Genomic DNA, 22,143 nt, shown 5'->3' on the forward strand with positions numbered 1-22,143 from the left:
TGATCTGGCCGGCCACCCAGTCGGGCGCGAGCTCGATCAGGATCTCCAGCATCGCCGTCACCGGGGCCGAGCGGTAGGCGGCGTTGACGGCGGCGGTCACCGGCCGGGCGGGCAGCGGTGGATCGAGTTGGCGCAGGGTGACGTCGGCGCGGGCGCTGCGGGCGACCATCTCGGGCACGACCGCGATCCCCACCCCGGCGGTGACGAACCCGAGCAGGGCGGCGTAGTCGTCGTACTGGAAGGCGACGCGCGGAACGACGCCCGCCCGCGTACAGGCGCTGAGGAACAGCTCGGAGTCGGGGCAGGTCGCCGTCGTCGTCAGCATCCACGGCTCGGCGGCGAGATCCCCCAGGGCCAGCCGGGGCGCCTCGGTGAGCGGATGCTCAGGCGGGAGGGCGACGAACATCGGATCGTTGAAGAGGTGGACGAAGCTCACCGGCAGGCCCGGCCCACCGAGGCCGGGCCTGCCCCCGGCGCTGGCCTCGCTCTGGTTGCACAGCGCGATGTCGAGCTCCCCCGCGCTGAGCTGGGGCAGTGAGTCGACCGGGTCGGCGACGGTGACGGTGAGTTCGACGGCGGGATGGCGCTCGCGGAAGCGGGCGAGCGCGGGCGGGATCACCGACGCGGCCCCGGAGGCGAAGGCGGTGATCGCCAGCGTCCCCGAGTCGAGGCCGCGCAGGGCGTCCAGTTCGCTCTCGGTGCGGCTGAGGGTGGCGAGGATCTCCCGCGCGCGAGCGACGAGCAGCGCCCCCGCGTCCGTGACCGCGACTCCCTGCGGGAGGCGCTGCAGCAGCTGAACGCCGGCTTCCGCCTCAAGGACGGCGATCTGGCGGGAGATGGCCGGTTGGGTGTAGCCGAGTGCGGTCGCGGCCGCCGTCAGTGAGCCGTGCTCGGCGACGGCGACGAGAACCCGGAGACGGCGGACGTCGAGCATGTCGTGTGGTTATAGCTCATACAGCAAAGGCGTATTTGCCTTTATGGCTCGTGAGGGGGACCATCGCGGTGGGCCTCCCGATCTGGCGCCCAGCCGCTTTCTCTCCCCCATGAAAGGACCGAACCCATGACCACCCTCGCCTCCCAACTGCGCCGCGTCATCTCTGAGATCGGCTACGCGGACCGGCGGCTCTTCAGCCTCCGGACCGGGATCACGCTCGAGGACCGCCGCCGCCCGGGTCAGCCCCGACGCGGCGGCGCCGGAGCCTGAGCCGCGCACGAGCCGACGGCGGCCTCACGGCGGCGGCGTCCGGTGTCTGGGCGGCCGCGACCGCATCAGCGCCGGCCGCAGTGTCGTCAAGGCCCGTCCCCGGTCGTGCCCCAGCGGGGGCGCGACCGGGCCAGGACCCCAGATCGGGGACGCCGGGGGCCGAGACGCGGCGCAGTCCCGCCTCCGGCCGGCGGCGGCGCAGGGAGACGATGACGACGATCGCGACGATCGCGACGGTGAGGATCAGGCCGTAGTGGCTGATGTCGTGGGCGACGGTGACCGCCGAATGGCCGATCCCCCAGCCGAGGCCGACGAACAGGCCAACCCAGAGGAGCGTGCCGATGAGATCGAGGGCGAGGAAGCGGACCAAGCCCATGCCGCCCCAGCCGGCGGCGAGGTAGACGACGGCGCTCGGCACCGGCAGGAACGGAGCGGCGATCACCGCGAGGGTGTCGTAGCGTTCGACCCAACCCAGGGCACGGGCGGTCCGGCGCTGCGCCCGCGGGCTGGTGCCGCCGAGGTAGCGAGCCGCCGCGGGGCCCCACAGCCGCCCGGCCCACCAGTAGAGCGGGTCGCCCATCATCAGCGCCGGCAGCGGCGCGAGGATGGCGAGGATGAGCGCGGCCCGGCCGACCCGAGCGAACGCGCCGGCACTGATGAGCGCGGCCGTCGACCCGCTGAGCAGCTCGAGGCGGACCGGGTGGGTGCCGATCAGGGACGGGATCAGCCCGAGCACCGCGAGCGAGTAGATCCCCTCGATGACGAGGATCGTCACGCAGATGAGGCCGGCCCGGCCGGCTCTCAGCGGCTCGGGGATCGTGACCTGGTGATCGTCGCCGCCGTGCCGCTCCCGTCGATCACGTGGCATCGCTCCACGGTAGCGGCCGGGGGCGGCCGGTCCGGGGTGGCGCCTAGGCGGCCGCCAGTTCGGCGAACTTGGCCGCCATCGTCGGGTTCCCCTTCGTCAGCCGCTGAATCGTGACCCGTTCGGCCTTCTCGTTGGCCAGTCGGAGGTTGTTCTCGGAGCCGAGCAGCGCCTCCTTGGTCTTCTGCAGCGCGGCGATCGACTTGTCGATCTCCTTGATCGCGGTCCCGAACTTCTCCGAGGCGAGCCGGAAGTTCCGGCCGAATTGCTCCTTGAAGGTGTCCAGTTCCGCCTCGAAGGTGGTGATGTCGATGTTCTGGGCGCGGGCGAGTGCGAGTTCGCGCTTGTACTGCAACGCGTTGAGGGCGGCGTTGCGCAGCAGGGTGATCAGAGGGATGAAGAACTGCGGGCGGATCACGTACAGCTTCGGGTAGCGGTGGGAGACGTCGGTGATCCCCCCGTTGTAGAGCTCACTGTCGGCTTCGAGCATGCTGACGAGCACCGCGTACTCACAGCCCTTCTCCCGGCGGTCACGGTCGAGCTCGGCGAAGAAGTGCTCGTTCTTGTGCTTGCTCGCCGTGGTGTCGCACTCGTTCTTCATCTCGAACATGATCGAGACGATCTCCGTCCCGGTTTCGTCGCAGTCCCGGAAGATGTAGTCGCCCTTGCTGCCGGAGCGGCTGTCGTTGTCCTTCTCGAAGTAGGCCTGGGGGAAGGCGAGGGCGCGCAGCCGGTTGAACTCGATCTCGCAGTGCTGCTCGAGCGTCTCACCGACCATCTTCGTGGAGAGGCGGGCCTTGAAATCGGCGAGCCGGGCGATCTCGGCATCCCGGTCACGGATCGCCTCCTCGCGGCTCGCCAGCTCGAGCTGGTGCTGTTCACGCAGGCCGGCGACCCGCAGTTGCTCCTCCGTCGCCTTGCGCTCGAGCGCGTGTCGGAGTTCGTCGCGTTCCCGCTCCGCTGCGCTGACCGCCTTGCGCACCTCGAGCTCGACGGTCGTCGCCGTCGCCTGGCCGGCGGCAGCGAGCTCAGCCGTGAGCCGGGCGATCTCCCGGTCCCGCGCGCCGGTCTGTTCGCTCAAGCGCACCGCCGCCTCCTGCCGCGCCGCCTCGACCTCCATCGCCTTCCTCTGCTCGGCATCCCGCAGTCGAACCTGCACCTCGGCGTCGAACTCGCGGCCACGGACCTGGTTGAGGATCTCCGCGTAGGCGGCCTGGTCGACCGTGAACGCGGACCGGCAGTGGGGACAGGTGATCTCGTGCATCGTGGCTCTCCTCGCGGATCCGAAGGTGATGGGCGCCGTGTGGGAGGGACCGGTGTTCCGTGCCCCTCCTCCACCCCTGGTCGCTCTCCGGAGATCATTCCTGACTCGGCGGACGTCACCCGGGTTCCGGCCCGGACCCGGCGGACCGCCGTGGGCGGCCGGGCGCCGGCTCAGCCCCACGGGACGGTGGCGGCGAGCACCGCCTCGGTGAGCGCCTCACTGCGCAGGTGGGTGACCTTCTGATACTCGGGGTCGGCGACCATCGCGCTGAAGGTCGCCCGGCTCGGGTAGCGGACGACGAGCAGCGTGTCCCAGTCCCATCCCGTCGGGGCGACGAGCACGCTCGAGCAGTCCCCGACGTAGAGCACCTCGGCGCCGATCCGGGGCAGGTAGTCGGCGAGCGCGGCGCTGTAGGCGCGGTAGCTGGCCTCCCCGCCGTCCCGGTACTTGAGCAGGTTGAGCATCACGACCGGGCCGCCGGGGTCCTCGCTGAGGAAGCGTTTGAGGTCGGCGCCGGTGGGGTCGACGGGCGTGGTCAGGTCGGTCCTTTGTCTTGGGAACGGGGTCGGGCACGCGGTGGCGCGCGCATCGCGGCATTGTGGACTCCCAGCACGGACGTCCGGCCCGCCTGGCCGGACCCCACGGCGGCGTAGGCTGATCGGATGGATCTGCAGCTGAGCGGGAAACGAGCGGTGATCACCGGCGGGAGTCGCGGGATCGGCCTGGCGGTCGCGAGGGCGCTGGCGGCGGAGGGTGTGCGGGTGGCGCTCGTCGCCAGGGACGGAGACGCGCTCGCCCGCGCTGTGACTGAGGTCGGCGCCGGGGCGATCGCCGCCGTCTGTGACACCGGTGAGGACGCGGCGGTGAGCGCGATGGCCACGTCGGTCACGGCGGCCCTCGGCGGCGTCGACATCCTCGTCAACTGTGCCGCTCAGGCCAACCAGGGGCCGATGGGGGACGAGCTGTTCGACGCGCAGATCAACGTGAAGGTCAAGGGAGCGCTGCGCTGTGCCCGTGCCTTCGCCCCGCAGATGGCCGAGCGCGGGTGGGGGCGGATCGTCACCATCAGCGGCCTCGCCGCCCGGTCGACCGGGTCGGTCGTCGGGTCGGTGCGCAACGTCGCGCTCGTGGCGATGACCAAGAACCTCGCCGACGAGTACGGCCCCGCCGGCATCAACGTCACCGTCGTCCACCCCGGGATGACGGTGACCGAGCGGTTCCCCGACACGGTCGCGAAGATGGCCGCCGCCGCCGGTCTCGACGCCGTCGGGATGGAGGCGCGCCTCGCCGCTGCGACGAGTGTCGGGCGGGTGATCGATGCCTCCGAGGTCGCCGACGTCGTCGTCTTCCTCGCCTCGCCGCGCAGTGTCGCCATCAGCGGTGACGTGATCGCCGCCGGGGGTGGCGCCCGGGGTGTCATCCACTACTGATCTGAGTGGCCGCGGAGGCGGGCGGATCGGTCCCGGCGGCGGGTGGCGCGGCAGTGGCACCGACGGTGCCCGCGAGGTATCGTCGCGGCCATAGAGTCCCAGTCGCCCGCGCCCGACGCGGCGGCCGCCGCCGTCGGCGTGTGCCCGTCGCACGGGTCGGCCTCCTCGGGTCGATGATCCTCGGTTGCCTCGGGACGGGGGACGCAGCTGCGCCTGCTGCCCCCGGCCGGCCCCGCGCTCACGCTGACGGTTCCAGGGCGTCCAAGCTCGCAGATGTTCACCGGCCCGAGCGGCGCTCCCGGCGGCCCGCGATCCCTCGACACGGGTCTCTACGTCGGACAGACCCTGTCGGTCACCTACACCCACGGTCCACGCGGAAGCCTGATGCTGCGCCAGCGCCGTGTCATCTCGACACCGACAACACGGTGACGACGTTCACCTGGCACCCGGTCAGGGAGGCGACTTCAGCGGCATCTCCAACGGCTGTGCGCTGACGGTCAGCTACTACGCGTCCGTCGACGGACTCCCCCCGGCCCGCATCTCGGCGCAGTTCCTCAGCCACTGGATCGCCCCCTCCGGGTTCACGGCGGCTTCCGGCATCACCGCCTACGGGGCCTGTTTTCACTGACCGCCGGCATCGAGCCGGGTGCCGGCGGCGGTCAGGACGGGCTCGCCGGTGCGATCGTGAACACGACGGTGACCGTCGCGCTGACCGCCTGGGCTCCGGGAGACAGGGTCGTGGGGACCGAGGCGCTCGGGGCCGCCGCGGCGGCTGACCCCGGCGTGCTCAGGACCCCCGACTGCGGGTTGAGCGCCACCGACTGAACCCCGGTGACGGTGTCACCGAGCTGGGCGGCCGCGACGTTCGCCTGAGCCTGCGCGTTGGTGATCGCCGCGCTCTCAGCGGCGATCACCAACGCGGCCGGGTTGGAGAAGCTGAAGTTCGGCCCGTTGATCGCGCTTGCCCCCGCGTGGGTGGCGGCGTCGATGACGCGACCGGCCTGCGCCGGCGTTCCGGTGATCGACAGGGACTCAGACGCCGTGCAGCGGCGGATCTCGCGGCGGTGGCGCTTGGGGCCCACCCGCACCCGGCCACACGCGGTGTTGACCGACTCGGTCTGGATCTGGGTGGCGGGGACCCCGAGGCTCCGGCTCGCCGCAACGATCGCGTCGACGCTTCGGTTGGCCGCCGACAGCGCCGACGCCGTCGTGGCGGCGGACCGGTTCACCGTCACCGACAGGTTCGCCTGGTCGGGCACGGCCATCACCGTTCCTTGTCCGCTGACGGTGAGTGTCCCCGGCGTCCCCGAGGTGGTGCTCGCGAGCGCCGCCGGCGCGGTGCCGAGCAGGATCAGGGCGACGGTGATGGCGGCACGGACGAACACGGGACTCCTCAGGCCGGGGGGTGACTTTCGCGACCCTAACGGGCGGGCCCGTGTTCGTGGGAGTGATTGCCTGCGGTTGCCGGGGCTGCGGCGGGGAGCGGAACGTCCGTCCCCGTTCACGGCGACAACGAGTGCGCCCGCTGCCCGTGGCATCCGTCCGTCACGGGGCCGGCTCGCGGTTCGGTCACTCCGAGGCGTGAGCCGCGATCCAGCGTCCGAGCGCGTGGTGTCCGACCTGCGTGAGGGTTCCGGTCGCGTTGATCCAGTCACGGGCGCGGAGCTCACCGATCAGCTCTGAGGCGCCTTCGGGGACGGGGCTTGCGTCGTGGGAGACGAACTCGTGGCTGCCGGGCGCGACGCTCAAGCGCCCCGAGTCGATGGCACTGAGCGCACGCCCCTGGGCGAGGGTCGGAACGTCAAGGGGGTGGGGGGCGGTGCTCGCCGGGGTGTCGTCGGCCCCCGGGCCGCCGGCGGACGACGCCCCGGCGGCGAACCGGCTGAGGCGGCTGAACAGGTCCGGTCCGATCAGCCCGCCGAGTTGGCGCAGCGCGTCCCCGGGCCCGTCCTCGGCCCGGGAGCGCAGCCACTCCTCAACCCGGTCGAGGTACTCGCGGGCCCGGTCGGCGTCAAGGCCCGTGACGCGCGCGAGCATGTCGAGGTCAAGCCGCTCGAGGTCTTCGACGGACCGGGCCATCTGCTCGATGATCCAGCGCAGGGCTGCGTCGCGGTCGCCGTTGTCACCGTCTGGGCTCATCCCCCCATCATCGCAGGCACGCGCACTCTCCCTGGTGGGACGGATCCGGCGGGCGACGGAGAGGGCGAGCCCTCGGGCGTGGGAGCCGGGCGAGCGGAGTGTCGCGTTTTGAATCCTCGCCAACTTGGGCAGCAGTGGGGGGACACGGCATCCCGGATGGATGTCGCGCAAAACAAAGGAGAGACATGATCACCCTGGGCATCATCCTGCTCATCATCGGCTTCGTCGCCAAGATCGCGGTTCTGTGGTCCATTGGCATCATCCTGGTCCTCGTCGGACTGATCCTCGTCGTCCTCGGTGGCATGGGTCGGGCCGTCGGCGGCCGGCGTCACTACTTCTGAGTCGCGTCCGCGGGGAGCCGGCCACCGGCTCAAGGCAGGTCAGGTGAGGCGCAGAGGCGCCGGGCGCTGCGGGGCGCCCCGGCGGCGCCGGGGCATTGATAGGTCCCGGGGTATTCGACAGGTCCGGAACACGGGCGACGAGGAGACCCGTGGGTCCTCGTCACCGGAGCGACCCAAATCGTGCACGCCCGCCCTCCTCGGCGGCTGTGGGCACGATTGGGTGCGCCCAGTGCGCCCGATCGTGAACAGCCGCCCCCGTGCCCGTTTCCCGCCGTCAAGCTGAGATCATCCCCCGATGGCCAGTGAGCGGCAGACGCCCCGCCCCTCCGGTGAGATTGTGCAGTTCGCCACCGCCGACGCGTTCGCTGACTGGCTCGAGCTCCACCACGCCACCCATCCGGGGATCTGGCTCACGCTCGCCAAGAAGAAGGCTGAGGCGGTGACGCTCACCTACGCCGAGGCACTTGACGTCGCGCTCTGCTTCGGCTGGATCGACGGGCAGAAGGCTCGGCTCGATGAGCAGCATTGGCGCCAGCGCTTCACGCGCCGCTCGCCCCGCAGCCGCTGGTCACAGATCAACCGCGAGAAGGCGGAAGCCCTGATCGCCGCCGATCGCATGCGGCCTGCCGGACATGCCGAGGTCGAGCGCGCCCGGGCCGACGGCCGCTGGGACGCGGCGTATGCGGGCCAGCGCACCGCCACCGTCCCGGAGGACCTCCAACGCGAACTCGACCGCGACCCTCAGGCGGCCGCGGCGTTTGACGCCCTCGATGGCGCAAACCGCTACGCGATCATCTACCGCGTCAACGACGCCAAGCGTCCAGAGACCCGCGCGCGCCGGATCGGCACGTTTCTGGAGATGCTGCGGCGAGGCGAGCGCATCCACAACTGACCCGACCGGTCGGCCGGCTTCCTCCTGAGCCGTTCCGGTCAAGCGACGACCTCCGCGCACGTTCTGTCCGTGGCGAGCGCGATCCTCAAATCCACCATGGACGCAATCGCGGTGAGAGCCCACGCGGATGCGACGGCCCCCGAGTCGCCGGCGACTTCGACCGCGTACGGATTCGACGACGGCCAGCTCGGCGCCCACCGGGTCCTCACCTACGCGGTCGTCGATGGCGCAGACACCTACCGCCGGATCATGCGGATCCTCTACCTCGAGCACCAGTCCTTCGGCCTGCGGCTGCGTCCCGCCCAGGTGGCCGACCGGCTGCGGGAGCGCTACGGCCGGGAGTTCGACGCCGAGTGGCTCGATGCCCGCCTGCACGCACTCGCCGACTGGGGTGCCGTGGAACGCGACCATGACGCAGGGCTCGCGTCCACGGCCGCGGAGTGGCGTCGCAACCGCTACACCTACGACGTGACGCCGGCAGGACGGCTGACCGAGGAACTGCTCGGACGCCTCGACGCGCTCGGTGAGGAGATCGGCCGCCTCGACACCGCCCGGCTGCCCCGCATCCGGGACGCCCTGAGCATGCTCGTGACGGAGCTGACCCGGCCCGAACCGGACGGCACCGAGCTTCGCGGGCTGTTCGAGAAGCTGCTCAATGAGGTCGAGCAGCTCCACCAGGGCGCCCTCTCCTTCATGCGCTCCCTCGGTGATCTGATGCGCACCGTCGAACAGGTCGGTGAGGCGGAGTTCGAGCGCGGCAAGGCCGCGCTACTCGAGCACCTCCAGGGCTTCAAACGCACCCGGCTGCGCTACTCCGCCGAGATCCTCGCTCGGCTGGAGGAGATCGAGGGACACGGTGCCGACCAGCTTGTGGCGAGGATCGTCGTCGCTGAGGTGTTCGTCGAGCTTCCGGGCGGCGTATCGGTCGCCATCCAGCAGGAGCGTCGGCGCACGGAACTGCTCGAACGGTGGCACGGGCTGCGCTCATGGTTCGTCGGGGATGAGAACGACCGCCGCTCGCCGTGGCGGACGCTCAACGACCAGGTCGTCGACGCGATCCGTGCCGTGCTGGCCATCGCCGAACGGCTGATCGAGCGCCGGTCGACCCGCATCGACCGGGCCGGCGTCTTCCTTCACCTCGCCGCACAGGTGGCCCAGGCCCCACCGGGAGACGCCACCGGCTGGCTGCGGGTGGCCTTCGGACTCCGCAGCCCGCGCCACGTCGGCGTGCCCGAGGTCGACGCTGATCAGGTCGTCGCACCCGGCCGCACCTCATGGCACGCGGCGGACCCCGCCCCGGTCGTCACGTACCTGCGCACGCCCGGAGCGGCGAAACCCGGGCGCGGCCGCGGCGCGCAGATCCGCGACCTCACCGAGATCCGCCGCCGCGTCCAGGAGCGCCGAGCCGCCGAACAGTGCGAACTCGACGCGCTGCTGGCGCGGATGTCGACCCGCGGACCGACATCCCTCTCGATGCTCGAGCACGTCGACGCCCAGGAGTTCCGCCACCTCCTCGGCTGGATCAGCCGGGCCTATGAGTCACCGGCCGGGGCCGACCAGACGCGCCGCGCCGGATCCACCGACGGTCGCGCGACGATCGTGCTGCACCCACCCGTCGATCCACAGCGAGCGCGCACGCGCCTGCGCGCCCCCCACGGCACGCTCGAACTTCCCGACTTCACGATCGAGGTGATCCGCCGGTGACCCTCCGCGAGCTCGATGACCGCACCGAACGGACGATGGCCCTACGCGCGCTGTTGGCCGAGCCGTTCCTCGACCGCCGCGCACCCGCCTACGCGCTCGTCCGCCGTCACGAGCGGGAGATCGCCCGCGAGCTGCAGACGACCTTCGGCTACCAGCTCCAGGTCGGCAGTACCGCGGCTCGCGCCTCCGGTCCACCCACCGCCGCGGGGCACCACCGTCCGATCCGGGTACCGCCCGCCTCGGCGACCGGCCGGCGCCTGCCGCCGGATGAGTGGCCGGCCCTCAGCGACCGCGCCGGCCTCCTGCTGCTGCTGACCCTCGCAGCGCTCGAGCGCAGCGGCGCCCAGACGGCGATCGCCGAGCTCGCGCGGGACGTCGAGCGCGCCGCCGCCGACGTCGACCCGCCGGTGAGCGTCGACTTCAACCGCCGCGGCGAGCGCGTCGCGTTCGCCGACGGCCTAGACCTCCTCTGCCACTGGGGGGTTCTTGAGCACGCGTCCGGATCCCACGACAGCTACACGCGCCGCGAGCAGGGGGATGATGAGGCGCTGTTCACGATCGATCACCGCCGCCTTGCCCTCCTGCTCGAGGATCCCGCGGCCGCGCTCGCGGCGACGCACCTCGCGCAGCTGAGGGAGGCGTCCGGGCGCTACGCCCCGACGCCCGAGGGGGAGAACCGGGCTCGCTTTGAAGCGCTCACCCGCCGGCTCGCCGAGGATCCGGTGCTGCTGCTCGGCGATCTCGGGCCTGAGGAGCAGGCCTACTTCCTTGGCCAGCGCGCCCGCATCGAGGAGGCCGTCGCCCACACGACCGGTTATGTCGTCGAGCGCCGCCAGGAAGGCAGCGCGCTCATCTGTGATGACCGCGCGTTCACTGACCTGCCGTTCCCGACCAACGCGACGGTCAAGCAGGTCGCCCTGCTGCTCTGTGACCGGCTCAGCACGTGCGGCCCCGACGGCGAGCTGAGCCCGGAGGCGCTCCGTGATGCCGTCGGCGCGCTCATCCGCGAACACGGCGAGCACTGGGGGCGGGATACCCGCGACGTCACCCAGGTCACGGCACTTGCCGACGCGGCCATCGAGGTGCTCCTCGCCTGTGACCTGCTGCGGCGATCGGCCGGCGGCACCCTCGTGCCGATCCCGCTCGCGGCCCGCTTCCGGAGCCCGACGCTGCGCAGCGGGGGAGTCGCACGATGACCCCGAGCCCGGACCGCTGGCGGCCACGGCGTGCCGGCATCATCAATCTCTACGAGTACGCCGACCAGGTCTTTGACTTTGCCGGCGGGCGACTGCTGCTGCGCGGCCACAACACGTCCGGCAAGACCAAGGCGCTTGAGCTGCTGTTGCCCTTCTGCCTCGACGGGGACATCAGTCCGAACAAGCTCGACCCGTTCGGAGGCGCCTACAAGGACATGAAGTGGAACCTCGTCGGCTGCACCGACGATGAGAAGCGCACCGGGTACGTGTGGATCGAGTTCGAGCGCCTCGACGCCAGCGGAGGGCTGCAGCGCCTCACCGCCGGCATCGGGCTGCGCGCCCAGAAGTCGCTTCCCAACGTCACGCGCTGGCACTTCATCGCGCGCAACCGGCACGTTGGCAGCGATCTCTCGTTCCTGCGCGGGCGTGAGCCGATCAGCCGCGCCGAGCTTGCCGCCGCCCTCGGAGATGACGGAGAGGTCCTCGAGAGCCAGCGCGACTATCGCGGGCGACTCGCCGATCTCCTGTTCGGCTTCTCCGGGGAGGAGCAGTACCAGACGATGCTGCGTCTGATGCGGGACCTGCGCCGCCCGCACCTGTCAAAGACCCTCGACCCCGATCGTGTCGCCGCGCAGCTTGCCGTCGGACTCCCCGCCGTCGACGAGGACCTGATGCGCCGGCTCGCCGGTGGTCTCGAGCAGATCGAGACGCTCGAGCGTGGCCTCAGCCGCCTCCGTGAGGTGCGCAGCCAGGTCAGCCGCTTCCATCAGCGCACCTACAGCGCCTACGCCCGAGCGATCGTCCGTGAGCGCACCGAGGCGTTGCGCCAGGCCCAGGTTGGCGTCGAGACCGCGGCCGAGCAGCTCAGGGACAGTGAGGCGCAGCTTGCCGACGAGCGGGAGGCCGCGACACGGGCGACCGCCGGGCGCCTCGCTGCCGATGCCGCCCTCAACCGCCTGGGCGCCGAACGGGACGCGCTCGTCACCTCCACGGAGTGGTCCTCGATTGCGGAGGTGGAGGCGATCGGGGCCCACGCAGCCAGCCGACAGCAGGCCGCTACCGCCTCCCGCGACTACGCCGACCGGGCCGGCGAGGCGGCGACCTCGGCGGAGGCGGAGCGGATCACCGCGGAGGCGGTCGCCGCCGACCAGCGTGAGGTGGCCGACGGCGACCTGGCCGCGGCGCGGGAGATCGCCGCCCGCGCGGGTCTCGGCGCTCGCGTCGGCCCGCTTTCCGAGCAGCTGGCCGCGACGGCGCTGAGCGCCGACACGTGGCGGTCGCTCGTGCACGATCTCGGCGCTGACTGGCGTGACGTCCTGCATCGCCACCGTGAGCTGATCCGGGCCTCCCTCGCCGCCCGCCACGCCGTCGAGCGGGCACGAGCGGACGAGCGGACCGCCGCGGAGCGCCTTGAGATCGCCGGCACGCGCGTCAGTGCGGCTGAGGCCTGCCTCGAAACCGCCCGGAGCGCCGTGTCCGACGCCCTCGCCCGCTGGAGGCGGGCACTCGGTGAGCTCGTCGTCTCAGACGAGGCGAGCGCGGCCGCCGACGAGCTCGCCTGCGCCGGGCAGGCCCCCGTCGATGCCCTCCGGCCGGCGATCGACCACTCTCGCCAGGCCCTCGCCGAGGAGCAGGCGACACTGCGGGCACAACGGGTGGGCCTGGAGCAGGCGACCCGCGCCGGCGAGTCCGAGATCGAGGTCTTGCGATCCGCCCGCGACGATGGGCCCTCCGTCCCCGCCTGGTCACGGGCCCCACGCACCGGGCGCACCGGCGCTCCGCTGTGGCGGCTGATTGATTTCCAGGTAGCGCTCACCGTCGAGGAACGCGCCGCCTGTGAGGCGGCGCTTGAGGCCGCCGGTCTCCTCGATGCGTGGGTGACGCCCGACGGGCGCCTTGCCGACGCCTCTCTCGCCGACGTTGTCGCCCGGACCGGAGCGCCGGTCCCCGGATCATCCCTGCTCGCCGCCCTCACCCCGGTACCCGATCAGGCCGTCCCGGTGGGTGTGATTGAGGCGCTGCTCGGCTCACTCGCCCTCGGCGAGCAGCCCGGCTGCAGCTGGATCGCCCTCGACGGACGGTTCTCGCTCGGCCCGTTGGGGGGACGTGGCGCCAAGGCCATGGCCGAGCACATCGGGGCGTCGGCCCGCGAGGCTCGGCGCGCCCGCCGGATCGCCGAACTGGCCCGCCAGATCGAGGAATTGGCCGCCCAGATCGCCACCCTCGATGCTCAGCTGACGGTCCTCGGTGAGCGCTGGGACACCCTTGACGCGGAGGTCGCGGCGATCCCGAAGGTGGAGGAGGTGGCCGCGGCGCTGCAGGCGCTCGGGGTCGCGACGACCCTCCTGGCCAGTGCTGCCCGCGAGCACGAGACGGCCTGTGCGGTGACCCGGGGGGCCGCCGAGGCCGAGATCGCCGCCGACGGCGCCCGCCGTGAGCACGCAGCCACCCACCGTCTCGCCCCCGCACTCGACGAGGTCACCCTCGACGAGCTGCGCCACGCCACCGCCGAACTGGCCGGGGCCGCCACCACCGCGGCCCGCTCCTGGGTCCAGGCCGAGCGGGCGGCGGCCGCCGCGCAGGCGGCCAGCGCCCGCACCGTCGAGCTTCAGGACGCGGCAGCGACCGAGGACGAGCGCGCCCGCCACGTCGAGGCTGAGGCCCAGCGGCTGCAGGCGGAGTACGACACGCGTCAGGCGGCGCTCGGGAGAACCGGTGACCAGCTGCGCCAGCGCCATTCCGAGGTGATGGCCGCCCTCGAGCAGGCCCGCAGCGACCACGCTCACGGGCTGGAGGCCGAGCAGACGGCGGTCATCCGCGTGCATGACCTCGAGCGCGACTGCCTCACGCGTCGCAGCGCCCATGAGATTGCGCGCGCCCACCGCGAGACGACGGTGGCCGGCCTCCGCCAGCTCGGGCGGGCCGGGCTGCTCGAGCTCGTCCTCGGCTCAGAGGCCCTGGCCGATGCCGCCCAGGCGACGACGTGGACGCTGACCCGCGCGCTGGAGATCGTCCGTCTGCTGCCGGGGGAGCTGCTGGCCACCCGAACGAGTTCGGGGGAGCGTGGGGTTGAGGTCCAGCGCCAGGTGCAGCTGCTTGACCGTGAGCTCGCAGAGGCCGACATGGGGGCGTATGCGATCACCGGCGAGGATGAGCTGCTCACCGTCCGGGTGAGCGAGGGTGGCGTCGACCGGTCACTGCCGGTGATCTTGGACAGCCTCACTGCGGAGATCGAGGCAAACGAGCAGGTGCTGAGCGCTGAGGAGCGTCGCGTGTTCAATGACGCGCTCGTTGAGGAGATCGCCGACCACCTGCGTCAGCGGATCCACGCGGTCCGCGGCACGGTCGAGCGGATGAACGCGGTTCTCCGTCACAGCCCGACGGCCGCCGGCAAGCTCGTCGAGCTCGACTGGCAGCCGGTGGAGGACGACAGCGGTACCCGGGCTGCCGCGCTCGCGCTGCTGCGACGGGAGCTCCGCCACCTCGATGAGGGCGGACGGGAGGAACTCGTCGGATTCTTCCGGGCGCGGATCGAGGCCGCCCGCCGCGAGCACTCCTGGAGCGAGCAGCCCCAGCCGATGGCCGAGACGCTGATGCAGGCCTTTGACTACCGGTCCTGGTTCGCTTTCGGTCTGTGGGAGCGCAGCAGCGCCGGACGGGTGCGGTTGACCAAGCGCCGCCACGCCGTCGGCTCCGGCGGTGAGCAGTCGGTGCTCATCCACCTGCCGCTGTTTGCCGCCGCGGCTGCGCTCTACGGGGACGGGCACGCCCCCCGGCTGATCATGCTCGATGAGGCGCTGTCGGGAATCGACGATGAGACGCGCGAGCGGGTGCTGAAGGCGACGGTGGACTTTGACCTTGATGTCGTCATGACCTCCCACGAGCTGTGGGGCACCTACGCGTCGGTGCCCCAGCTGGCGATCTACCAGCTCCACCGCGAGAACGGCAGCTTCGGCGTGCACGCCATCCCGTTCCTGTGGGACGGCGACGTGCTACGAGAGCTGGAGCAGGGCGAGCTGCTGGTGTGAACCGTCCACCGCTCGGCCCGGCACTCGATCGGGTGCTGCTCGCCGCCCGGGACCGGCGCGAACGGCGCGGGGCGAGCGGCGACGCTCAGATCCGCCTGAGCGACGTCAGTCCCGACGAGGCCCTCGCCCTTGACGCGCTCCTCGCCGTCTCGGCCCGCCGGCGCCCCGTGCTGCCCGGCCGGCCCCTCACGCTCCGGCTGTCGGAGCTCGAGGCCGCTCTGCGCGCCTGCGCCGGTGATCCCCGCGCCGAGTACGAACGCGTCGGCGGCCGTCCGCTGCGTGACCTCCCCGCCGACCGGGCGACCGCCCGGGCGGCCCGAGAGGACTTCCGCGCCTGGCTGCTTGGACATCCGGCGCTCGAGGGCCGACCACGCCTCGCCGAGTGGGTGCAGGCGGCGATCGCCCAGGGACGACTCCACAGCGGGATGCGACCGCTGATCGCTTCGGCCCTCGTCGTGCTCGACGCCCTCCCCGCCGGGGAGCCGGTGCAGCGGACCGTCCTCGCTGCCCGGCTCCTGGACGGAGATCCCCACGCGCTCGATGCCGGCACCCCGCTGCACAGCCTCCTCGTCGCGTTGCTCATCGCCGACGCGGGACTCGACCCCACCACGAGCCCGCGAATGGTCTGGGCACACGCCAACGTGACCGTCGACCCGGTCTCCTCAACCGTGCTCGCGCTCGGGCTCACACTGCTCGGCGACGGCGTCGCCGCACAACTCGTCCGGGCCGCCGACGGTGGCCACGTCATCCTCAGCCACGGTCAGCTGGCCGCCGGCGGCTTTGCCTGGCCGGCGGGCACTGACTGCTTCAGCGCAGAGAACCCGTCGGTGCTGGTCGCCGCCGAGCAGAAACACAAAAGCGAGTGCCGGCCGCTCATCTGCACGGGCGGACATCCCTCTGACGCCGTTCGCCTGCTGCTTGGTGCGATCGTCGATGCCGGAGGCCACATCCACCATCACGGTGACTTTGATGAGGCAGGTCTGCTCATCTTCGGTGATCTCGAGGCCCGCTACGGGGCACGGCCGTGGCGCTATGACCTCGACACCCTGGAAAGTGCGTTGACGGGCCATCCCGAGATCGCACCTCGGCGACCCGTCAAGACATTCGCCTCAGCGGTCGCGGGACTGAGACGGCCGCTGCCCGAGGAACTCTGCCTCGACGACCTCCTCAGCGACCTGGGGCCGGGCGGCCGGGACTCGCGGTGCTGAGACCGTTGTGTCGGCACGCCTCGATCAGGCGGTCGTCGTAGAGGACGACGTCGTCGACGTCGAGCAGGATGGCGGTGGCGACATGGATCGCACCGAGGGAGCGCAACCGGGACGGTGCGACCCGGCGACCCCGGAGAGGGCCGTCGCCCCGGCTCTGTAAAGGTCATTCTCACCGTCGGAACCGACCGTGAGCTGGCTGCGCAGGGCACGACTCACCTCAACCAAGGTCAGTGATGAGGAGAGGATGACCGAGCCCCGGCGTGGTAGCGGTCCAGCGCCGCTTCGAGCGCCTCCGATTCGGGCTCCTCCACCGTACGCTTGATCAGTGCGCTGCTGTCACAGTAGATGCGCAATCAGATCCGGTCGTCACGGTCGAGCAGGTCCGCGCTCGTCATCCCCTCGGCAAGCCTCAGTCGCCACGTCAGCGGGTGAGACGGTGTCCTCGGTGCCGGACGACGCCGGTGGCGATCAGTGCGCCGAGCTCATCGCGCGGTCGTTCAGTCGCCGCCAAGCCGAGATGGCGGTTGACCGCTTCTCGAATCACCTCCTGCTGTGAGCGGCCCGTGCGCAGGGCTTCGCGCCGGACCGCCTCCTCGGCGCAGGGCCGAGTCTCAGGTTCCTCGCCATCCCTCGATGGTGGCAGTGCTGGTACCGAGTTGGTACCAGTCAGATCGGGCACCGCGATCACAGCTTTACCGATACAGTAAAGGTGATGGCACGAATCTCAGCCAAGAACCAGATTACGGTTCCGGTGGCAACCCTCCAAGAGGTCGGCCTGCACGCCGGCGAGCACGTCACGGTTGAGCCGGCGGGTGACGGAGAGCTACGGATCCGCCGGGCCACGTTCACGTTCGAAGACGCGTTCGGAGCGCTCACGGGAACCTACCCGGCCGGCTACCTCGATCGCCTTGACGCTGAGGACGCGGCGAGATGAAGCGACTACTCGATGCGGACGTGCTGATCGGCGCCCTCGACGCGAACGACGCTCATCACATCCACGTTCGGGAGCTCCTCACCGGTTGGCGCGAGAACAGGGACCAGTGCGTGGTGAGCGTTGTGAACCTCACCGAAGTGCTGATCGCACCCTCAGCCGATGTGGCCCGTCTCGCCGCCGCGCGTGAGGCCATCGCCGCGCTCGGGATCGCTGTCCACCAGCCAAATGAGGCGATCGGAGTCGAGGCTGCACGCCTGCGACGGCGCTACCCGATCAGCCTCCCCGACGCCTATTGCCTCGCGACCGCGAAGCACACCGGCGGGGCGCTCAGTTCCTTCGACGAGAAGCTCCTCAATGCAGCCGGCCGCGAGCAGATCACCGTCAGCTGAAGAGGCGCACTGCTGCCACACCGCAGAGCCGTAGCCGCCCACGCGTCGCCATCTGGCCGAGCGTCGACAGCTGGCGATTGGCTGACGGTGAGATCGGGCGTCTGAGGCTCCCATCAGGCTTCACTGGAAGCCGAGCGCCGGAAGCGCTGTCTGTGGACCTGTAGGTGCCTCGCGAAGCCTCAGGTGTCGGACGGCGGGCGCCGGTCGTGCTTGCGGGCGCTCTGGCGTCGCTTGCTCTGCAGTCGCCGCTCCACGCTCGCGCGCGTCGGACGTGAGGGTCGGCGCGGGGGCGGCGGGGTGAGCGCGACCCGTAGCTTCGCTTCGAGTCGCTCGAGCGCGAGTTCCCGGTTCCGGAGCTGGCTGCGGGTGTCCTGGGCCACCGCGCTCGCCCGCGTGCCGAAGCGTGCTTCGAGCCGGTTGCGCTGAGCGGCGTTCAGGACGTCGGCGAGCGTGTCCAGGTCGATGCTTGCCTCGATGCGGGAGGCGGTCACGTTGGCATGCTGGCCGCCGGGGCCGGATGAGCGGCTCGCCCGGATTTGGACCAGGTCCAGCGGGATGGCGATCCCGGGACCGATGTGGAGTTCGTCATCCATGAGTTGTGGGGACGGTGGGTCGCTCTGATTGTGAACGGCGAGAGCGCCGTGATCGATGCCATGCCTCGCGCTGCCCGCGAGAACGGTGCCGCAGAACGGGTCCTCGCCCCGCATGAACTTCGGGCTCGCCCTCGCTCGGGCGGTTTGGGGCGATCCCTACCGGCCCTCCCCATCGTGGGGTGGTAACTCCGCGGTCGCGCCGGTGGTGCCCCGACCACCGGCGCGCGGTACGGCCCGGGCAGCCGTGCGGTGTCATTGCCACCGCCTGATTCAGGGGACGGTGCGCGTCCGTTCGAGCTGAGTGAGGTTGGCGGCGTGAATCGTGAGCTGGTGGGGGTTGGTTCGGGACGGCGGCGGGGTCGCGTCGGCCGGGTCGGCGAGGAGGGCCTCCGCGTAGATGGTGTCCTCGGCGAGGATCTCGCGAGCCCGACCCACACACACTGGCGGGCCGTGGCCGGGGATGACGGTCTCGACGGCGCCGAGCAGCGCGCCGAGACGCCTGAGCGTGGCGACGTAGTCCTCGATCGAGCCTGAGGCGTTGAGCATGGGGATCTCGACCGAGGACAGGTAGTCGCCACAGACCAGGGTCTTCAGCCAGGGCAGGTGATAGGCGCAGCCGTCCGCGGTGTGGCCGGGGGTGGGGTGCAACTCGATCGTCTGTTCGGCGATCTGCCAGGAACCCGGAAGCGGGTGCGCCGTGAGAGCGGGGAGAGCGAACGGCTCACGCAGGATGTACCACTGCTCGTCGAATGAGCGCAGGGCGGCCGCCGTCTCCTCCGGCGTCGCAGCCAGCCGCGAGCAGGTTGACGCTCCGGTGTGCACCGGCGCGTCGGGAAACACCGTGGGTGCGAGCACGTGATCCCAATCACCGTGGGTGATGGCGATGGCCACGTCACCCATCGCTCCGCGGTTGATCGCGCTCGCCACGTCCGCGAGTTCCTCGGGCAGGACGACGGAGTCGATCACCAGCGTCGTCTCGCCGCAGCGCACCCTGGTGGACGTCGTCTGCCAGATCGCCGAGACGTAGACCGTGAGCTCTGGACGCAGAGAGATCGACTCCATGGGGTCCGGAGGCTACCTTCGTCCGTCCCGGCGAACAGCGGTCACCTCCGTCGGGCCCACGGAGCCACGTCTGCCGACGTGCCGAGCTCAGCGCGCTCGTAGGACTGATGGACCCTACCGGGATCGAACCGGTGACCTCCTGCGTGCAAAGAGCCGAGAGGTGCTGTGCTTTTGCCGATCGGTCAGGGTCGGTTTGCGGCGCCGCGACGGGCTGAATGGAGCTGGCGGGCCGCTGGCGGTTGCTCGACGATGAATGAGGCTTCCTTGCAGCTTCCATTACGCAGGAGGTCACTCGCCGATCGCCGTTCACGTTAGCGGCGTGGAATCAGGGAGCGCGGCGGCGCTCTTTGATCAATACGGTCGCAGTGCGGCGCGGGCGAGCTCTCGCGCGGTCGGGCTGAGTCGCCATCGGTCGTGGGGTCCTGTCTCGGGTTCTGAGGCGTTGCGCAGGACGCCCATGGCTGTCAGCCAGTAGAGCTGGTGATCCTTGATTGGGCTTCTGGTGCTCCTACGCCAGCCAAGGTGCGTCAGTGCTTGGGCGATCGCGTCGAGCGGTAGATCTCCGTGGGAGGACGTGGCTGCGAAGAGCAGGAGAAGCAGGGTGGCGTCGGTCTCGAATCCGTCTTTGGTTGGTACGAGCCGGTCGGCAAGGTGGCTCCAGAGTTCCTCCCACGCCTCGGCCGCGTTCTTCCCGGCGCGCGTCAGGCGGAGAGTGCCCTTGAGCTTCCGTATGAGTCCGAGCGACTGCAGCGCTTCGCGAAAGCGGAGAACCGGGAGCGTGTCGCTCTCTCGATTGGCCTTCCCGATCCAGCTGGCCATCGTTGGCAGCTGTGCGGCGGTCGCTTCGACGTCAGTCGGTCGGAGGTAGCCAGCGGCGGTGAGCGTGAGGCCGTCGTTGCCGACTCGATCGAGAAACCACGTGATGGGCTTGAGAGACGCGCGGAAAGCGGCATCGTCAGGGACGGGCCGGTCTCCGAGCAGCGCGTAGGCAGCTGCCGTGATGTCCTCCCCGACAGCTGTGTAGGCGAGTCGGTAGACGAGATCAGCAAGTCGACGGTCGAACCCCGCTTGGGTGAGGAGCAGGAACGGATCGCGGAGTGCTTCGTTGACTTCGGTCAGTGAGAAGGCGGACGGGTCTTCGAGCACGTCCGCGAGTTCCTCTGCCGTTCGCAGGCTGCCGCAGTCCTCTGGCGGTGCGGCACGTCGGCCGTCGATCGCGACCGCCGCCGGTGCGTCGAGGCCCGCCTCCAGGACGTTCTCGAGTCGCAAGAAGAGTTCCCAGTTGTCGCCGTAGTCGTAGATGTAGGAGAGCACATCGCCCGGGGCCTGGACCGTCTCATCCAGGCGGACGCGACTTGCTGGAACGCCGCCTTCATCATCGAGCTCGCCCTCATCGACGTCCCACTGGCACAGGAACACTTGGCTGGCGGAATCGAAGGGATCTCCGCCGAGGGAAAAGCGCCACAAATGCGTGTCGGTCCAGTTGAACGCCGCCTGCAGCACACGGTGGAGAACGTCGAGCGTGAGATCGGAACGGAGCTCAAGCCGTCGCCAGATCGGAGGCTCGGCGTGCTTGAGGTCGACCCTGACACGGAAGAGCCTCAGGTCCGAGAGCGGCGGCGGACGCAACTCAGGCCGTTTTGGCCGTGCTCGTTCCCGACGCGCTTGCGCGCCGAGCACCGATAGATCGGCGGCCATCTGGCGGAGGTCGTCAAGTTCGGCGCCGCTGATCACCGCTTGGAACCGTCGTAACAGCTCCGCCTGAGGGTCTTCGTCGATGCCCATGCGGAAACCGTAACGGCTGTCATTTAGACGAGTGGGCCGCCGGCTTCGGTCGTTGACAGGGCGGGCTGCCAAAGTGCGCCAGTGCCAAACGGTCGGCGACCAACCGCCTCGCTCTATCTCGATCGCCTGAATCTGTACAGGCGACTCCTGGCCGGCTACCCGCAGCATAAGTGGCTGGACATCGAAGCCCTCGGCGAGCAGGTGATGCCGGAGTACGACCTCGTCCGAGTGCGCTACTTCACGGCCGTGATCAAGCCGTTGCCAGGGGCCGACGTCAGGGCTCCGCAGCGCCAGCAGGCATATCTACGCGCGCTGGAAACGCTGCCGCGCACGACCATCCATCTGGGGAAGTTCCGCGTCGATCCTCGCGTGATGCCGCTTCATCCGACCCGGTATGACGAGGCCGGCGAACCAGTCCGGGTCACGGTGAAGAAAACCGAGGAGAAGGGTTCTGATGTGGCCTTGGCGAGCATGCTGCTTGTTGATGCCATGCGCGGTGACTGTGACGTCTACGCGGTCTGTACGAACGACTCGGATCTGACGATGCCGCTCCGACTTGTACGCGAGGAACTGGGCCGGCAGGTCGGTCTCATCTCACCGATGCAACCGAAGCGAGCGAGTAACGAGCTGAAGCGGACCGCGCCGACTTGGCACCGCCAAGTCACCCCGGAGATCCTCGAAGCCTCGCAACTACCGGACGAGATCAGAGACTCAGTTGGCGTTATCCGGCGCCCGCCGGAGTGGTCCAGAAATTCCGAAGGCCCCGCCGAAGCGAGGCCTTCTAACCAGTAGCCGAAGCATCTGGGGATGTGCTCTTAAGCCTAGCGCCGGGAGCAAGGCCGACTCGAGCAGGCTTCCAAAAAGCTTCCATGGAGGCATTACCGCGACTCAGGAGTCAATGGCCAGAAGCGCGAATTGCCCGTACTTACAGGCAATCGTACTAATGGACCCTACCGGGATCGAACCGGTGACCTCCTGCGTGCAAAGCAGGCGCTCTCCCAGCTGAGCTAAGGGCCCGAGGGCGCGTGGGGCGTTCGGCACCACGCACGGACCGATGAGTGTAGGGCGCACGTGCACGGTGCCGTGACGCTGGCTCGCCGCCCGCCAGC

General features: G+C 70.5%; 20 protein-coding genes, 1 tRNA gene and 1 pseudogene. 12 read left to right on the forward strand and 10 right to left on the reverse strand.

The window, feature by feature from the left end; all coding sequences use genetic code 11:
* Nucleotides 1–43: 43 nt before the first annotated feature.
* From M3M55_RS17535 to M3M55_RS03735, 4 genes and pseudogenes are all read right to left on the reverse strand, one after another.
* Nucleotides 44–934, reverse strand: a pseudogene (locus M3M55_RS17535) (LysR family transcriptional regulator); the annotation flags it as partial.
* A gap of 211 nt (nt 935–1,145) precedes the next feature.
* Entirely contained in the window at nt 1,146–2,072 is a 927-nt protein-coding gene (locus M3M55_RS03725; protein ID WP_249011483.1) for a DedA family protein, read from the reverse strand.
* 43 nt (nt 2,073–2,115) lie between these two features.
* A complete protein-coding gene (locus M3M55_RS03730; RefSeq protein ID WP_249011484.1) occupies nt 2,116–3,333 on the reverse strand; it encodes a DUF2130 domain-containing protein in 1,218 nt (405 codons plus the stop codon).
* Nucleotides 3,334–3,503: 170 nt separating this feature from the next.
* Nucleotides 3,504–3,797, reverse strand: a complete 294-nt coding sequence (locus tag M3M55_RS03735; protein ID WP_249011485.1) for a DUF1330 domain-containing protein — start codon at nt 3,795–3,797, stop codon at nt 3,504–3,506.
* Between the two features lie 198 nt (nt 3,798–3,995).
* Between M3M55_RS03735 and M3M55_RS03740 the strand changes: the two genes are divergently transcribed.
* The 3 genes from M3M55_RS03740 to M3M55_RS03750 all read left to right on the forward strand — a co-directional run bounded on the left by M3M55_RS03740 (nt 3,996) and on the right by M3M55_RS03750 (nt 5,391).
* The gene (locus M3M55_RS03740; RefSeq protein WP_249011486.1) at nt 3,996–4,763 is read left to right on the forward strand and encodes an SDR family NAD(P)-dependent oxidoreductase; all 768 of its coding nucleotides are present in this window, start codon (nt 3,996–3,998) and stop codon (nt 4,761–4,763) included.
* Nucleotides 4,764–5,036: 273 nt separating this feature from the next.
* Entirely contained in the window at nt 5,037–5,192 is a 156-nt protein-coding gene (locus M3M55_RS03745) for a hypothetical protein (protein WP_249011487.1), read from the forward strand.
* The gene (locus tag M3M55_RS03750) at nt 5,164–5,391 is read left to right on the forward strand and encodes a hypothetical protein (protein WP_249011488.1); all 228 of its coding nucleotides are present in this window, start codon (nt 5,164–5,166) and stop codon (nt 5,389–5,391) included. The genes M3M55_RS03745 and M3M55_RS03750 overlap by 29 nt, the downstream gene beginning before the upstream one ends.
* A gap of 31 nt (nt 5,392–5,422) precedes the next feature.
* Here the strand turns inward: M3M55_RS03750 and M3M55_RS03755 are convergent, their stop codons facing one another.
* Both M3M55_RS03755 and M3M55_RS03760 read right to left on the reverse strand, forming a co-directional pair.
* Complete coding sequence (locus M3M55_RS03755) at nt 5,423–6,148, reverse strand: SIMPL domain-containing protein (RefSeq protein WP_249011489.1); 726 nt, start codon at nt 6,146–6,148, stop codon at nt 5,423–5,425.
* Nucleotides 6,149–6,332: 184 nt separating this feature from the next.
* The gene (locus M3M55_RS03760; protein ID WP_249011490.1) at nt 6,333–6,902 is read right to left on the reverse strand and encodes a hypothetical protein; all 570 of its coding nucleotides are present in this window, start codon (nt 6,900–6,902) and stop codon (nt 6,333–6,335) included.
* Nucleotides 6,903–7,087: 185 nt separating this feature from the next.
* Here M3M55_RS03760 and M3M55_RS03765 point away from each other — a divergent pair, with 185 nt between their 5' ends.
* The 8 genes from M3M55_RS03765 to M3M55_RS03800 all read left to right on the forward strand — a co-directional run bounded on the left by M3M55_RS03765 (nt 7,088) and on the right by M3M55_RS03800 (nt 17,594).
* Nucleotides 7,088–7,243 (forward strand): DUF6131 family protein, encoded by a 156-nt coding sequence (locus M3M55_RS03765; RefSeq protein ID WP_249011491.1) that lies wholly within the window; start codon nt 7,088–7,090, stop codon nt 7,241–7,243.
* 295 nt (nt 7,244–7,538) lie between these two features.
* Nucleotides 7,539–8,135 (forward strand): YdeI family protein, encoded by a 597-nt coding sequence (locus M3M55_RS03770; protein WP_249011492.1) that lies wholly within the window; start codon nt 7,539–7,541, stop codon nt 8,133–8,135.
* 96 nt (nt 8,136–8,231) lie between these two features.
* Nucleotides 8,232–9,839, forward strand: coding sequence for a TIGR02677 family protein (locus M3M55_RS03775; protein WP_249011493.1), 1,608 nt, complete (start codon nt 8,232–8,234; stop codon nt 9,837–9,839).
* Complete coding sequence (locus M3M55_RS03780) at nt 9,836–11,035, forward strand: TIGR02678 family protein (RefSeq protein ID WP_249011494.1); 1,200 nt, start codon at nt 9,836–9,838, stop codon at nt 11,033–11,035. The genes M3M55_RS03775 and M3M55_RS03780 overlap by 4 nt, the downstream gene beginning before the upstream one ends.
* Nucleotides 11,032–15,063 (forward strand): TIGR02680 family protein, encoded by a 4,032-nt coding sequence (locus tag M3M55_RS03785; RefSeq protein WP_249011495.1) that lies wholly within the window; start codon nt 11,032–11,034, stop codon nt 15,061–15,063. The genes M3M55_RS03780 and M3M55_RS03785 overlap by 4 nt, the downstream gene beginning before the upstream one ends.
* Nucleotides 15,060–16,271, forward strand: coding sequence for a TIGR02679 domain-containing protein (locus tag M3M55_RS03790; RefSeq protein WP_249011496.1), 1,212 nt, complete (start codon nt 15,060–15,062; stop codon nt 16,269–16,271). The genes M3M55_RS03785 and M3M55_RS03790 overlap by 4 nt, the downstream gene beginning before the upstream one ends.
* A 712-nt stretch (nt 16,272–16,983) precedes the next feature.
* Nucleotides 16,984–17,205: an AbrB/MazE/SpoVT family DNA-binding domain-containing protein gene (locus tag M3M55_RS03795; protein WP_249011497.1), complete on the forward strand. Its 222-nt coding sequence runs from the start codon at nt 16,984–16,986 to the stop codon at nt 17,203–17,205.
* Nucleotides 17,202–17,594 (forward strand): PIN domain-containing protein, encoded by a 393-nt coding sequence (locus tag M3M55_RS03800; RefSeq protein ID WP_249011498.1) that lies wholly within the window; start codon nt 17,202–17,204, stop codon nt 17,592–17,594. The genes M3M55_RS03795 and M3M55_RS03800 overlap by 4 nt, the downstream gene beginning before the upstream one ends.
* A gap of 179 nt (nt 17,595–17,773) precedes the next feature.
* On the opposite strand, the gene M3M55_RS03805 is transcribed toward M3M55_RS03800, so the two are convergent.
* The 3 genes from M3M55_RS03805 to M3M55_RS03815 form a co-directional block, all read right to left on the reverse strand.
* Nucleotides 17,774–18,187 carry a peptide chain release factor-like protein gene (locus tag M3M55_RS03805; protein ID WP_249011499.1) on the reverse strand — a complete coding sequence of 138 codons (414 nt, stop codon included), beginning with the start codon at nt 18,185–18,187 and terminating at the stop codon, nt 17,774–17,776.
* Nucleotides 18,188–18,457: 270 nt separating this feature from the next.
* Nucleotides 18,458–19,249: an MBL fold metallo-hydrolase gene (locus tag M3M55_RS03810; RefSeq protein ID WP_249011500.1), complete on the reverse strand. Its 792-nt coding sequence runs from the start codon at nt 19,247–19,249 to the stop codon at nt 18,458–18,460.
* 351 nt (nt 19,250–19,600) lie between these two features.
* Nucleotides 19,601–21,034, reverse strand: a complete 1,434-nt coding sequence (locus M3M55_RS03815; protein ID WP_249011501.1) for a plasmid pRiA4b ORF-3 family protein — start codon at nt 21,032–21,034, stop codon at nt 19,601–19,603.
* Between the two features lie 81 nt (nt 21,035–21,115).
* On the opposite strand from M3M55_RS03815, the gene M3M55_RS03820 reads away from it, so the two are divergent.
* Nucleotides 21,116–21,826: an NYN domain-containing protein gene (locus tag M3M55_RS03820; protein ID WP_249011502.1), complete on the forward strand. Its 711-nt coding sequence runs from the start codon at nt 21,116–21,118 to the stop codon at nt 21,824–21,826.
* Between the two features lie 152 nt (nt 21,827–21,978).
* Here M3M55_RS03820 and M3M55_RS03825 read toward each other — a convergent pair.
* Nucleotides 21,979–22,051, reverse strand: a tRNA-Ala gene (locus tag M3M55_RS03825).
* Nucleotides 22,052–22,143 lie beyond the last annotated feature (92 nt).

Source organism: Conexibacter sp. DBS9H8 (genome assembly GCF_023330685.1).
GTDB lineage: Bacteria > Actinomycetota > Thermoleophilia > Solirubrobacterales > Solirubrobacteraceae > Palsa-465.

Excerpts from the sequence above, each read along its gene's own strand:
- M3M55_RS03725 (WP_249011483.1), bottom strand. The coding sequence starts at position 2,072 with ATGCCACGTGATCGACGGGAGCGGCACGGCGGCGACGATCACCAGGTC.
- M3M55_RS03730 (WP_249011484.1), bottom strand. The coding sequence starts at position 3,333 with ATGCACGAGATCACCTGTCCCCACTGCCGGTCCGCGTTCACGGTCGAC.
- M3M55_RS03735 (WP_249011485.1), bottom strand. The coding sequence starts at position 3,797 with ATGCTCAACCTGCTCAAGTACCGGGACGGCGGGGAGGCCAGCTACCGC.
- M3M55_RS03740 (WP_249011486.1), top strand. The coding sequence starts at position 3,996 with ATGGATCTGCAGCTGAGCGGGAAACGAGCGGTGATCACCGGCGGGAGT.
- M3M55_RS03745 (WP_249011487.1), top strand. The coding sequence starts at position 5,037 with ATGTTCACCGGCCCGAGCGGCGCTCCCGGCGGCCCGCGATCCCTCGAC.
- M3M55_RS03760 (WP_249011490.1), bottom strand. The coding sequence starts at position 6,902 with ATGAGCCCAGACGGTGACAACGGCGACCGCGACGCAGCCCTGCGCTGG.
- M3M55_RS03765 (WP_249011491.1), top strand. The coding sequence starts at position 7,088 with ATGATCACCCTGGGCATCATCCTGCTCATCATCGGCTTCGTCGCCAAG.
- M3M55_RS03770 (WP_249011492.1), top strand. The coding sequence starts at position 7,539 with ATGGCCAGTGAGCGGCAGACGCCCCGCCCCTCCGGTGAGATTGTGCAG.
- M3M55_RS03775 (WP_249011493.1), top strand. The coding sequence starts at position 8,232 with ATGGACGCAATCGCGGTGAGAGCCCACGCGGATGCGACGGCCCCCGAG.
- M3M55_RS03785 (WP_249011495.1), top strand. The coding sequence starts at position 11,032 with ATGACCCCGAGCCCGGACCGCTGGCGGCCACGGCGTGCCGGCATCATC.
- M3M55_RS03795 (WP_249011497.1), top strand. The coding sequence starts at position 16,984 with ATGGCACGAATCTCAGCCAAGAACCAGATTACGGTTCCGGTGGCAACC.
- M3M55_RS03800 (WP_249011498.1), top strand. The coding sequence starts at position 17,202 with ATGAAGCGACTACTCGATGCGGACGTGCTGATCGGCGCCCTCGACGCG.
- M3M55_RS03805 (WP_249011499.1), bottom strand. The coding sequence starts at position 18,187 with ATGGATGACGAACTCCACATCGGTCCCGGGATCGCCATCCCGCTGGAC.
- M3M55_RS03810 (WP_249011500.1), bottom strand. The coding sequence starts at position 19,249 with ATGGAGTCGATCTCTCTGCGTCCAGAGCTCACGGTCTACGTCTCGGCG.
- M3M55_RS03815 (WP_249011501.1), bottom strand. The coding sequence starts at position 21,034 with ATGGGCATCGACGAAGACCCTCAGGCGGAGCTGTTACGACGGTTCCAA.